This is a genomic window from Methanolobus zinderi, assembly GCF_013388255.1.
GTDB lineage: Archaea > Halobacteriota > Methanosarcinia > Methanosarcinales > Methanosarcinaceae > Methanolobus > Methanolobus zinderi.
On record NZ_CP058215.1, the window covers coordinates 1,955,582 to 1,968,828 of the forward strand.

12 protein-coding genes and 1 tRNA gene are annotated in these 13,247 nt (G+C 45.7%); 7 read left to right on the forward strand and 6 right to left on the reverse strand.

The window, feature by feature from the left end; all coding sequences use genetic code 11:
- The first annotated feature begins 63 nt into the window (after positions 1–63).
- The 3 genes from HWN40_RS09595 to fdhF all read left to right on the forward strand — a co-directional run bounded on the left by HWN40_RS09595 (position 64) and on the right by fdhF (position 5,509).
- Positions 64–858, forward strand: coding sequence for a hypothetical protein (locus tag HWN40_RS09595; RefSeq protein WP_176965526.1), 795 nt, complete (start codon positions 64–66; stop codon positions 856–858).
- 226 nt (positions 859–1,084) lie between these two features.
- Positions 1,085–2,734, forward strand: coding sequence for an NADH-ubiquinone oxidoreductase-F iron-sulfur binding region domain-containing protein (locus tag HWN40_RS09600; protein ID WP_176965527.1), 1,650 nt, complete (start codon positions 1,085–1,087; stop codon positions 2,732–2,734).
- 51 nt (positions 2,735–2,785) lie between these two features.
- Entirely contained in the window at positions 2,786–5,509 is a 2,724-nt protein-coding gene (gene fdhF / locus HWN40_RS09605) for a formate dehydrogenase subunit alpha (RefSeq protein WP_176965528.1), read from the forward strand.
- A 14-nt stretch (positions 5,510–5,523) separates the two neighbouring features.
- Here fdhF and HWN40_RS09610 read toward each other — a convergent pair.
- From HWN40_RS09610 to HWN40_RS09635, 6 genes are all read right to left on the reverse strand, one after another.
- Positions 5,524–5,595 (reverse strand) — tRNA-Ala (locus HWN40_RS09610).
- A gap of 43 nt (positions 5,596–5,638) precedes the next feature.
- Complete coding sequence (locus tag HWN40_RS09615; protein WP_176965529.1) at positions 5,639–5,908, reverse strand: elongation factor 1-beta; 270 nt, start codon at positions 5,906–5,908, stop codon at positions 5,639–5,641.
- A gap of 10 nt (positions 5,909–5,918) precedes the next feature.
- Positions 5,919–6,086: a zinc finger domain-containing protein gene (locus tag HWN40_RS09620; protein WP_176965530.1), complete on the reverse strand. Its 168-nt coding sequence runs from the start codon at positions 6,084–6,086 to the stop codon at positions 5,919–5,921.
- 102 nt (positions 6,087–6,188) lie between these two features.
- Positions 6,189–6,830 (reverse strand): amino acid kinase family protein, encoded by a 642-nt coding sequence (locus tag HWN40_RS09625; RefSeq protein WP_176965531.1) that lies wholly within the window; start codon positions 6,828–6,830, stop codon positions 6,189–6,191.
- 18 nt (positions 6,831–6,848) lie between these two features.
- Complete coding sequence (locus HWN40_RS09630; protein ID WP_176965532.1) at positions 6,849–7,838, reverse strand: hydantoinase/oxoprolinase family protein; 990 nt, start codon at positions 7,836–7,838, stop codon at positions 6,849–6,851.
- Positions 7,835–8,758 carry an ATP-grasp domain-containing protein gene (locus tag HWN40_RS09635; RefSeq protein ID WP_176965533.1) on the reverse strand — a complete coding sequence of 308 codons (924 nt, stop codon included), beginning with the start codon at positions 8,756–8,758 and terminating at the stop codon, positions 7,835–7,837. The genes HWN40_RS09630 and HWN40_RS09635 overlap by 4 nt, the downstream gene beginning before the upstream one ends.
- A 108-nt stretch (positions 8,759–8,866) precedes the next feature.
- Here HWN40_RS09635 and HWN40_RS09640 point away from each other — a divergent pair, with 108 nt between their 5' ends.
- The 4 genes from HWN40_RS09640 (at position 8,867) to dnaJ (ending at position 13,158) form a co-directional block, all read left to right on the forward strand.
- On the forward strand, positions 8,867–9,280 hold the full coding sequence (locus HWN40_RS09640) for a heat-shock protein (protein ID WP_176965534.1): 414 nt from the start codon (positions 8,867–8,869) through the stop codon (positions 9,278–9,280).
- A 160-nt stretch (positions 9,281–9,440) separates the two neighbouring features.
- Positions 9,441–9,977 (forward strand): nucleotide exchange factor GrpE, encoded by a 537-nt coding sequence (gene grpE, locus HWN40_RS09645; RefSeq protein WP_176965535.1) that lies wholly within the window; start codon positions 9,441–9,443, stop codon positions 9,975–9,977.
- 62 nt (positions 9,978–10,039) lie between these two features.
- A complete protein-coding gene (dnaK, locus tag HWN40_RS09650; protein WP_176965536.1) occupies positions 10,040–11,905 on the forward strand; it encodes a molecular chaperone DnaK in 1,866 nt (621 codons plus the stop codon).
- An 83-nt stretch (positions 11,906–11,988) separates the two neighbouring features.
- Positions 11,989–13,158, forward strand: coding sequence for a molecular chaperone DnaJ (gene dnaJ / locus HWN40_RS09655; protein WP_176965537.1), 1,170 nt, complete (start codon positions 11,989–11,991; stop codon positions 13,156–13,158).
- The last annotated feature ends 89 nt before the right edge of the window (positions 13,159–13,247 follow it).

Genomic DNA, 13,247 nt, shown 5'->3' on the forward strand with positions numbered 1-13,247 from the left:
AGCGTATAAATTGAGTTTTACTTAAATCTTACTTTTACTCAAAATTGTCAGGGAGATAAAAACATGAGTCAGGGAATCAAAAGGCGTGACTATAACGACATCGAGTCGATTCTCAATTACAGAAAAGATATCATTTTCAAAGAGCACGCAGCTAAGCTGGATATACTCCAGGATTCGATTGAACTTTTATTTTATCTTACAAAGGTACTCAATGCAAGGTTTCTTGATGATGTGACAGCAAAAAGGAGATCACTGAAAGGACCTGAATCCATTATCCCTGTCCTGTTCGAGAGAAACAACCATTATCTTCTCGCAGCCTATAAACTTGCATGTATCGGCCTTAACAATCCTGCTTATCTGAACCTCAGAGCTGTTTTTGAAGGAATTACACATATGTACCTGCTCCATCTTACAGACAGGGAAGCAGAGCTCTTTTACAGACAGCAGTTATCAGTTCTGACCGCAGATGAGGAAAAAGAGTTGAAGAACAGGCATCACTGGCTCAGGCCATCGAGGGTACGCGAGCTGTTGTACAGTGATAAAAAAAAATCACAGATCGATGATTTTTACATACTCATCTCCAATTCCGCCCATCCCGGTATAAAAAATGCCATCGGAGATTTCGATTACAATAAAGAGCTAAGCTCAGATGTGCTCTCAATATCAATGGCACTTGCTGCTGCCAATCTCCTTGCCGTCAATGAAACACACTTTGACAGGATATACGAGGAAGAGAGCGAGGAGATCGACAGGATCATAAGCAGGGTCACCGAGGAGCTGGATGGTTTCATGGTGGATATTATCCCGAATCATCCGCAAATTAAAGAAAAACTCAATCTGAATCCGGGAAATCCCTGAGCCGGAACTTTGTTCATTTGACTTTTTTTAAGAGAATCTGACATACCGTCTGTATACTGTGTCCGGTTAAACTAGATGGAATTCGGGATTGAGACAAAATATTTTTAATAAATATAATAATATAGTATTTGAATTGTATATTAGTTGTGGAGATTGCCATATCAAAATGACAGACTCCTGATAAGCTTTGGTCAAAATCAATCCAATATCAAAGGATAAAATTCCGATGTCAGAAAATATAAGTTATTTATCGGGTCGCAAGGGTTTGCATGAGAATCTTTTTGAGAGAATATCATGGATGGCAGAAACCGAAGATACAGCCAACACAGAGAAGATACAGGAGCTTGCCAGGGATTACCTGATAGGCGAATCCACAATCCACAGCACAATTTCATTTTATGATCTTCTCAGACCTGAAAACAAAGATAAAAAAGCATACGTATGCAACGGAAGTGCCTGCATGTGTTCAGGTACGCAACCCCGGGTCAGAAGTGAACTCAAAAAGAACTTCAGAGATGAAGAGATCGGTGAAATGACCTGCCTTGGTAGATGTCATGAGAACGGCGCATTCCAGTATAATGGTCAGAACTATTCGGGCATAGCTATTGATAATATCACTCAGATCATTGAATCAAAGAAAACGATACAGGAAAAGTATGCAAGCCTGGCTTCGGGAACAGCCATTCTGATGCAAACACCACTGACAGCAGAAGAATTTGCCCTACAGCTACGAAACCTGTTTACATTGAACCCGGAACATGTTCTGGATGAAATTAAGAAATCAGATCTGAGAGGTCGTGGAGGAGCCGGCTTCCCCATGGGACTGAAACTTGAGTCTGTAAGGAAGGCTGAAGGTGAACGGAAGTTCATTGTCTGCAATGCCGACGAAGGCGACCCCGGTGCCTATTCCGACCGGTATTTAATGGAACAGCAGCCCTTGAGGGTCTTGCTGGGAATGATCATAGCAGCTTATATAAGCAGTGCAGATACCGGAATAATATACATCAGGGCTGAATATCCCGAATCAATGGAGACCATCGAAAAAAGTATCAGAGAACTTGAGGAGAACAGTTTACTTGGAAACGATATTCTGGGATCGGGCTTCTCTTTTACTCTAAAGCTGATCAAAGCTAAGGGAGCATATGTCTGCGGTGAAGAGACGGCACTGCTTTCATCCATAGAAGGACAGCGTCCGGAGGTGCGAGTTCGACCTCCTTTCCCGGCGCGGAAGGGTTTGTTCAATATGCCAACCCTTGTGAACAGTGTTGAAACCCTGGCGAACCTTCCTTTTATTGTCGAACATGGTGGTTCAAAATTCAATAGCATAGGTTCTTCACAGTCCAAAGGAACAAAACTGATCTCACTGGACAGTTTCTTCAACAGACCGGGTGTTTATGAAGTTGAGATGGGGACCCCGCTTGCAACAGTAGTCGAACAGTTGGGTGGCGGTTTTAAAGAGAATGTAAAAGCCCTGCACATAGGAGGACCGCTGGGAGGACTTGTGCCGGTATCAGATATCAGTAGTTTACAGATATCATTTGAATCATTTGCTGAAAAAGGTATTTTACTCGGACATGGATCCATTGTGAGTATTCCCGAAGATTTCCCGATGATGGGATACATAAAACACCTGTTCCGATTCACGGTTCATGAGAGTTGCGGAAAGTGTTTTCCCTGCAGACTGGGTTCCGTACGTGGACTTGAACTGTTGCAAAGGGCAACAGATGGTGATTACAGAATTGATCGTGAATTGTTCACTGACCTCCTCGATACCATGCAGCAGGGCTCCCTGTGTATGCTGGGAGGAGGGTTGCCCCTGCCCGTAAAAAATGCCCTTCAATACTTTGATAGTGAATTGAGAGATTATTTTGACTAGTTTATCTCAAGGCCTGTAGAGAATCAGAATACTGAAAATTATCCGATCCACATGCAAAAAACAGCTTATATCAATGATCAGCCATATCCGATACAGGAAGGCGAAACCGTACTGGAATTTGTCAGACGCTCACGTGAAGAAAAACTCATACCAGCACTATGTGATGCGCCACATTTGAAGCCTTTCGGTGCCTGCAGGTTGTGTAGTGTGGATGTTGCACTGGAGCAGGGAGGACCTGCCAGGGTCATGGCTTCATGTCACACACCTGTTGCCGAAGGAATGTACATCTACCCTTCGACAGAACGCATTCTTAAATTACGTAAAAACATTGTTGAATTGGTGCTAAGTGATCATCCGCAGGATTGTCTGACCTGCGAGGTTAACAACAATTGTGAATTACAGGAACTTGCTGCACTCACTGGTATAAGGGATATACGATATCCTGTCGGCAGAGATCACCCTGACAGAAAAAAAGACCTGAGCCACCCTTATATTAGCTCCGATCCGTCCAAGTGTATCAATTGTTCACGATGTATAAGAGCATGTGATGAAGTTCAGGGAATGTTCGTACTTAGTATGGCTGACAGGGGTTTTGAAAGCAGGGTAATAAAAGGCACTGATAATTCATTGATTGATTCTTCCTGTCTGGGTTGCGGTAGCTGTGTGCAGGCATGCCCCACTTCTGCTATATCGGATGTCTTTGAGTCCAAATCCGTTGCTGCGGACAGAAAAGTTCAGACCGTCTGTACCTACTGTGGAGTAGGTTGTAATTTGGAAGTGGCTGTCAAAAACGGAAAGGTCAGATCCATTGAGGGCCCCCTGGACAGCAAGGTCAACCCCGGACAGCTCTGTGTGAAAGGGCGATATGCGTTCTCATTCTATGATCATCCAGATCGTATCAGGACACCGCTGATAAAAAAGAACGGGGAGTTTGTTGAAAGTTCCTGGGATGAAGCCTATGAGTTTATTGCCTCCGAACTTAAACGAATCATCAAAGAGAACGGACCGGACTACATTGCAGGTATTTCATCTGCAAACTGTCCCAATGAAGAGAACTATCTGATGCAAAAGTTCATGCGTGCGGTGATCGGTACCAACAATATCGACAATTGTGCACGTGTATGCCATGCACCCACGGCTCTGGGAATGCAGCGAACCTTTGGCACCGGTGCAGCCACCAATTCTATTGAAGATATAGATCATACAGATTGTATACTGGTTTTCGGAGCCAATCCCACAGAAGCACATCCTGTGACGGGAGCTAAGATCAAACAGGCTGCAATTCAGGGCAAGACACTGATAGTTGTTGATCCCCGCCGGACAGAGCTGGCACGTTATGCAGATTATCATCTCCAGCTCAAACCCGGAACCAACGTGGCCCTTTTGAATCTGTTTTTCTACTACATCATCAAAGAGAATCTGACGGATACCGGATTTATAGAAGAGCGTACCGAAGGATTCGAGGAGTTCCGCCAGCATATACTTTCACAGAACATCGATGAGCTTGTAAATATCACGGGTGTGGACTGGAATCTGGTACGTGAAGCTGCAATCGCCTATGCCTCTGCAGCGAATGCGATGTCCTTCCACGGACTGGGAGCAACCGAGAATTCACAGGGAACAGCAACAGTTATGCTCATAGCCAATCTGGCCATGATAACCGGCAATATAGGCCGAAAAGGCGTTGGTGTTAATCCGCTTAGAGGACAGAACAACGTGCAGGGTGCGGCAGATATGGGCTGCCAGCCAAATCAGGGTGCAGGTTATCTTGATGTGACCGATGATGATGTGCATGCCCTGTACGAAAAGTTCTATAGAGCCAGACTTCCCAGGCACGTTGGTTATAAGATCCCGGAGATGTACGAGGCTGCCCTGCAGGATCAACTAAAAGCCATGTGGATAGTCGGGGAAAATGTAGTCCAGACAGACCCTAACAGTCAGATGGTGATCGAAGCGTTAAGAAAACTGGATCTCCTGGTAGTTCAGGAATTGTTCATGACAGAAACCGCAGAGCTTGCCACCGTGGTGCTTCCTGCTGCATCGTTTTTGGAGAAAGAAGGAACGTTCACCAACGGGGAACGCCGCGTACAGCGTGTGAACAGAGTTATCGATCCTTTACCCGGAACAAAACCAGACGGGCAGATCATCACGGAGATCATGCAACGCATGGGATATCCACAACCCGATTATTCGGCACAGGAAGTGCTGGAAGAGATATCCGGAATAGTTCCGTTCTTTAAAGGCATCACATGGAAAAGACTTGGCAAGGATGGACTGCAGTGGCCTGTGCATGAGGATGGTACTGACACCCCGGTCCTGCATGAAGAGATTTTCAAGCGGGGCAGAGGAGCGTTCTATAAACAAACCTACAAGCAAAGCTTAGAACTGCAGGAACACAATAATGGTTATCCTTTCATCCTTACAACCAACCGCGGACTGGAACATTACAATAGCGGAGCAATGACCCGTCGCACACCCAACAGGGAACTTGTTTCCGGGGACGTGCTTTTGATAAACCCCGCTGATGCAGGGAAATATACAATCGAGGATGGAGATATGGTCTGTGTGGAATCACCTCGCGGAAAGACAGATATCAGGGCTCAAATCTCAAATGCAGTCAAAAGAGGAGTTCTGAGTACCACATTCCACTTCCCGGATGTAATGATAAACAATATAACATCCGATGTTTATGACAGTGATTCCCTGTGTCCGGAATACAAGGTAGTGGCTGTGCGGATAAGGAAAAGCAAAGGATTACACAAAATCAGGAATTAATTCAACTTTCCCAGTGGACCCGGCGGGATTTGAACCCGCGGCCTTTACGTTGCGAACGTAACGATCTCCCCCTGATCTACGAGCCCAAAAACAGAGATAAAAAAGAAAATAAAAGAAAAAAGATAACGGTTATACAGGTCTTCCGACTTCTGTTACCATTACGCTTTCAACGCCTTCGACTGCTGCAAAGGCTTCCTCGACCTTCTCGGTACCGCCTTCGAGGTCACCTACAAGGATGACCATCATGAGTGCCTTCAGACCAAAAGCAATAGGTTCTTCCTTGGATGTTCCGAAAGTTGCACCCTCTGGCAGTGCTTCAATAAGTCTTCCTTTGAGTGCTGTAAGATCGGTATCTACATCTACAGGCATTACTTTGATTGTTGCTGCTACTTCTCCCATCTGTTTCACCTCAAGGTCCTACAAAGCCACATTTCGGACAGGTATATGGATTGCTCTGCTGTCTGCAGCTTACACACCTTCCAAGTTCTCTGCCACAGCTTGGGCATGGGAAGCGTGCAAATCCGGAATCTACCAGCCTTTTGCCGCATGCGGTACACTTTTCAACTTTATTTGCCATACAAATTCTCCTTTAAGCGTGATATCTGAACAATATGAACTCAACTTATAATGCTGAAAAATTCAGCATGTCGATGATTTGAGTACATACGCAGTATATAATTTAAATATTCCCCTTGATATGTGTCCCCACGACGTCATTCCCGAGAACGGCATCAACTACCCTTTCGGGATGTTTACCATTGACAATGATACAGTCCATACGATACTTTTTCAAAAATCGTGGCAGCGTATTGTCCATACAGGTTGATCCCATACTAAGGACCTCATCTGCTGTCATCCATGTCTGTACCACATCTTCCGCATACACTCCGTCCACGTCCGTGACCTTGATGAATCTGGCACCAAGTTTCCAGGCAATCCATGCTGCTATTGTATCGGATGTCACATCCCATGAATGGGGAAGCTTGTCAACTTCCCTGAGCATCCGGTATGGAAGCAGCATTGTAACTCCTTTCGGCAGGGCCTCAATGGAATCCGTGTAAGGCAGATCATTTCTGTCCAGTATATAGTAGGCATATTGTTCCATGGCAAGGATCGCCATCCAGTGAGCTGCATCCTCACTTATACCGTATTTATCACTTGCAGCACGAACCCCGTCTGCAAACGGTCCGCCTCCGGGCACTATGAGTATTGAAAATCCGTCCCGAACCTTATCTTTACCAAAGTTAGCCGATAGTGATCTGACAACCGCAGACGCATCTGCCATCAGACTGCCACCTAATTTTACAACCACCCTTTCCATATTAATTACCTGTTAAACTTATGCCTTTTTTTCTTTTAAAGCATCTGCCTCGAACATCCTCGCGGCAGCGTACGCCGGAAAGACCTTTGATATCTCATAGCCCCATTTTTCAGCAACGGATATGGATTCAAATCCAAGCCTCTTTGCAGCATCACGGATCAGGAACTCACCGATACCTGCAGATACTATTCTATCAAGCTCATTCTCCTCTGCGACCTGTGATATTGCTTCACTGAGTACAGTGATCTGTTTTTCCTTTACCTGCTCTGCTATGCGGAACACATCATCAGGAGATATTTCAGCAAGATCTGCACAGACAACCCTTGCAAGCCTGCGCATGGCATCGGTCCTGGTTTTCCCTGCACCGTCTGCAGTCTCACATGTATAGAGTTCTTCAGAGATATCATCCAGAACAAGGTATGCATCTGCGGTGGTCGCGAAAAGTTCGGAAGACACACGGCATTTTCCGGCATCCACATCCAGACTGTCAAGAAGATATGCAAGATTTGTCCTCAGGACACCCGAGTAGACAAGCTCGCTGCGAACAAGCCGTGAGAAATCGGACATACCTGCCACATGTCTGCCATCCTTTATAGGAATTATATCACTGGTCGTACTTCCCATATCAACAAATATACAGTCACCGATCTCATTACCTATCAGGTTTGCAGATGCGGCCCAGTTGGCTGCAGCAAGTTTACGCAGGTCTCCCGACCCGTCATAGAATTTGCCTTCACTGTCAACATAGCGGATATCGCAGTCAAATGCATTCTCCACGGATTCCATAATAAAGCTGATTCCTGCATCCTTGTCTTCAAAACAGTCTGCAAGCTCACCGGTCATCACAACACTTACTCCGTCAGGACCATGTTCTTCGGCTATCTCTTCCAGAGCTTCCGGAAGCCTGGTGTCCTTCCACAAAGGAATGTAGTGCAATTCAATAGTCTCGCCATCGGCAGAAGCAAGTTTTGTATTTGCACCACCGATATCAATTCCGATTATTTTCATATAATATCCTCAAAGTCATCTTTTGTGAACGAGAACTCTCCTTCAAGGTCAACTGTATCAGGAAGATCTCCTGATATGTTCTTCAGGAGAAGATCACCAATCTCGGCTTTCAGTGTCCTCGCAAGTCCGAAAACAGCACTTGTTGGCCGTGGGTTCACATCGACTATATAACTATCCTTTTCACCATGTACGATGTCAATTCCGATATAACCGTTACATTTCAGTGCTTTTGCAGTAGCACCTGCAATATCAAACAGTTCTTTCTCATAATCTGTCATGTAAGGTACCATGTTACCGTGATAGCTTACACCCGAATCCGGGTTTTTGTGATCGATCTCAATGAACTGTTTATTCACGCTGAGTGGAAGTATCTTTTTTCCGCTTATAAGGCTTACACTGAGGTGTTCACCCTCGATGTATTCATTCGCAATGAATCCTTCTTCAGCATCATTACAATGCGAGATTCTCACACCCTCGGATGCACATCCGAATCTTGGTTTTATCAGGCACAGACCCTGATATTCTTTATCATAAATTTCTGGCACATTTATAGAACATGCCCGCAATTTCCGGGTGCACTCCAGTTTATCAGCACAGATACTGACAGATTCAGGCGAGCATCCCAGATTTAGCGTGTTATCCTTAATAATTGCCGAGAGTTCAGCAAGCATCTCATCCGGACCGATAACAAGCCCTGCATCACATTTTGCCGCTTCGCTCTCAAGTACATTTTCGAAATCTTCAATGCAGGATCTGATTGCTCTTCCTCTACTGAATTTCGGACCGGACGAAAGGTATACGACCTCATGCCCGAGCCTTGAGAAACTGTCCACAAGTGTCCCGAGCATGGCTGCGCCTTCCAGCATCAGGGTCCCTTCAAGACCTGCTCCGACAGCGTACTCTGCAAGAAGTATTTTCATGTTGCATGCAAGTGCATTATTTAATATATTATTTGCTATTACTATGACTTGTTACTAATAATATAAATTAAAAATAAATATATACTATCAAGTGAATTAGAAGCAGGGATGAATATGGAATTTAATGCTGACAATCCGTTTGTGCAGGCTATTGCAGTATCCACCACACTGGCGATATTCATGATAGGCGTGGCCATGGGTATTATGAATCTGGCAGAAACAGGCTCTCCTTCTGTCCCCTTTCCGATCATACTGCTGATGTTCGCCGTAATCTTTATTGCAGGTTCGGTCTATTTTGAGGACAGGGGTGCCGATTATCTTGGATCACTAATCGGAGGAGCCATTGCATCATTTGTTGCAACCTTTTCGGCAACTGCCTTCTTTACAGGCATCAGATATGCAATGGCAGAAGGTATCAGTACTGTCGGATGGGGACATCTGATCTCAGCCCTTGCCATATGCATGGTTGTGAGCATGCTCATAATCAGGACCCTTCAACATAAGCTACAGTCGGCTTACTAGTATCATATAATATAGATATTATCAATTATATCGATATTTTTTCAACTAAATCGTCTCTTTTTTTGCAAAAACCTTCTTAAGATCCGAAAACTATTTATAGAACCCCTGACAATGACTAGTGCGTACACTCAATCATACATTGAACTCTGGAGATATTGAGATGGATAAAGAACCTGAGAATAGTGGTGATCTTGGTTCGGAAACAGCGAACCCCGCCAAAGATGAGTGCCCGGCCGAAGATGAGGCTGCGCAACTTAGGGAAAAGCTGTTACGACTCACTGCAGAATTTGACAATTTCAGGAAAAGAAGTATTCGCGAAAGGGAAGAATACCGCAAGTTCGCAGTCGAACAGATAATCACAGAGTTACTTGAAGTTTATGACAACTTTGAGAGGGCAATAGAATCTGCAAAACAGACGGATGACATTGAATCTGTCGTGAAGGGTGTAGAAATGGTCTTCAAACAATTCACTTCGATCCTTGAGAAGGAAGGTCTTCAAAAGATCGAGTGCCACGGAGAGGAATTCGATCCAAACCTGCACGAAGCCATAATGCATGTTGAACACCCCGAACACGAAGAAGGAAAGGTCGTCAATGTCTGCAAACCCGGTTATTACCTCCATACGAAGGTGATAAGACCGGCAATGGTCGCAGTATCAAAGAAGCCCGATGAAGAAGAAAAGAACTCTTCAAAGTAAGAGTGCTGTAAAATAAAATAAGAACATAATAGTACGTATCAATTAATGAAGAGGTAATTAGTATGGGAAAGATTTTGGGAATTGACCTTGGAACAACAAATTCATGTATGGCGGTTATCGAAGGTGGGGAGCCTACTATAATCCCGAATGCCGAAGGTGGCAGAACAACACCCTCAGTTGTTGCCTTTTCCAAGAAGGGGGAAAAGCTTGTCGGACAGATTGCCAAAAGACAGGTGATCACAAATCCGGATAACAGTGTAAGTTCCATTAAGAGACATATCGGTGAAGGAGATTACACAGTAGATCTCAACGGAAAGGACTACACCCCACAGGAGATCTCGGCAATGATCCTGCGCAAGCTCAAGGACGATGCCGAAGCATATCTTGGTGAGACTATAACAGAGGCAGTTATCACTGTACCTGCATACTTCGACGACTCACAGAGACAGGCAACAAAGGACGCAGGTTCCATTGCAGGTTTTAATGTAAGAAGGATTATCAACGAGCCGACCGCAGCATCACTTGCCTACGGAATTGACAAGGAAGAAGGCGACCATAAGATCATGGTATATGACCTTGGAGGAGGTACATTCGACGTATCCGTCCTTGAGCTCGGAGAAGGAGTCTTTGAAGTTCTTTCCACAAGCGGTGACACACACCTTGGTGGAGATGATTTCGACAAGAGAATTGTTGATCACATTGTCAATGAATTCAAGAAGGAAGAAGGAATCGACCTTTCCAAGGATAAAGCTGCAATGCAGCGTCTGAAGGATGCAGCAGAGAAGGCAAAGATCGAGCTCTCCAGTACAACATCCACAAATGTCAACCTGCCTTTCGTTACTGCAGATTCCGACGGACAGCCCAAACATATTGATATGGACATCACAAGGGCACAGTTCGAGAAGATGGTCTCAGACCTGCTCGACAAGACACTGGTATCTGTCAACCGTGCACTTGAGGATGCAAAGCTCAAGCCTGCAGACCTCGAAAAAGTATTGCTGATCGGTGGTTCCACAAGAATCCCGGCAGTCGTTGAACTTGTACGCAAGGCCACAGGCAAGGACCCCTACAAGAACATCAACCCTGACGAAGCAGTAGCTATCGGTGCGGCTGTCCAGGCCGGAGTTCTCAGCGGAGAGGTCCACGATGTGCTCCTGCTCGATGTCACACCGCTGACCCTTGGTATCGAGACACTTGGAGGAGTTGCGACACCTCTTATCGAGAGGAACACGACAATACCAACAAAGAAGAGCCAGATATTCTCCACCGCCGCTGACAACCAGCCATCCGTTGAGATCAACGTCCTTCAGGGTGAGAGAGGTATTGCATCTGCGAACCAGACACTTGGAAAGTTCACACTTGACGGCATTCCTCCCGCACCAAGAGGTGTTCCGCAGATAGAGGTAACTTTTGATATCGATGCAAACGGTATCCTTCATGTTACAGCAAAGGACCTTGGTACCGGCAAGCAGCAGTCTATATCCATCCAGAAGCCAGGCGGTCTCAGCGATGAGGAGATCGACAGGATGGTAAAGGATGCTGAAGCACACGCAGAGGAAGATAAGAAGCGTAAGGAAGAAGTAGAGGTCAAGAACACGGCTGAATCCCTTATCAATGCAACTGAGAAGACCCTCGAAGAAGCCGGAGATGTTGCAACAGCCGAGCAGAAATCAAAGGTCGAAGAGGCAAAGGAGGATCTGAAGAAGGCAATGGAAGGCGAGGATATCGAGGATATCAAGACCAAGACCGAAGCCCTCCAGACTGCCATGTATGACATATCCGCTGCAATGTACCAGAAGGCACAGGAAGAGGCTGCTTCAGCCGCTTCAGCCGAGGAGGGTGCAGCATCCTCAGCGGAAGGATCCTCTGATGAGGACATCGTTGATGCTGACTATGAAGTAGTCGACGACGATGAGAAGCAGAGCTAAGAAAACTACAAGTAAGATACTGCAATTGTGACAGTATCTTACATTGATATTTTTATAGCAGAGGAAATTCACAGGAATCATACATGTCCACTACACGCGATTATTATGAAATACTCGGTGTATCGAAAGATGCAACAGAAGCTGAGATCAAAAAAGCATATCGTAAACTTGCGATGAAGTACCATCCGGACAAGAACAAAGAAGCGGATGCTGAGGAGAGATTCAAAGAGATATCCGAGGCATATGCTGTTCTGTCCGATGCCGAGAAGAGAGAGCAGTACGATCGTTTCGGTCATGCCGGTATTGATAGTCGTTACAGCCAGGAAGATATATTCAGAAATGCTGACTTCAGAGGTTTCGAAGATCTTGAGGACATCCTCGGCGGTATTTTCGGCGGCGCCTTCGGAGGTTTTGGAGGCTTCGGAGGTTTTGGTGGCGGACAGCAACGCCGTGGACCTGTAAGAGGTTCTGATCTGCGATATGATATGACGATCACACTTGATCAGGCTGCAAAGGGAACCGAGACACAGATCAATGTCCCCAGAGCTGAAAGATGTGAAGTATGTGGCGGAACCGGTGCAAAGCCGGGCACAGAACCCAAAACATGTAGCACATGCCAGGGTTCCGGCCAGGTCACACATGCCCGTAATACACCCTTCGGACGCTTCATGTCAACAACCACATGTAATACATGTCATGGTACGGGCCAGATCATAGAAGATCCCTGTGCAGCGTGCAGAGGTACAGGAAAGCAGAAAAAGGTACGCAAGATCTCCGTAAAGATACCCAAGGGTGCGGATAACGGAATGCGTTTAAAGATAAGCGGGGAAGGAGAGGATGGAAGTCCGGGTGCTCCGCCAGGTGACCTTTACGTGGTCATCCATGTTGAACCCCATAAGCTATTCGAGCGTGCCGGAGATGATATACTGTATGAGCTGCCGATCAACTTCACCCAGGCAGCCCTTGGCGATGATGTGATGGTCCCGACACTGCACGGGAAAGTCAAAATGAACATCAAGCCCGGAACCCAGACCCATTCCATATTACGCCTGAAGGGCAAGGGAATGCCATACCTGCACGGACGCGGCCAGGGTGACCAGCTTGTGAGGGTCATTGTAAGGACACCTACAAAACTCAACGACGAGCAGAAAGAGCTTTTCAAGAAACTCAGCCTTGCAACAGAAGGTAAGCAGGCAAAGCATACCAAAGGTGGCAAGGGCATATTCGACAAAGTAAAGGAAGCATTTGATTAAAATTCAAAGTCCGAATATACGAAATCTTTTTTTATTTCTTTTTTTACCGATATAACGGTAAGCTTTAAAAAGCAATACCGGATATATGG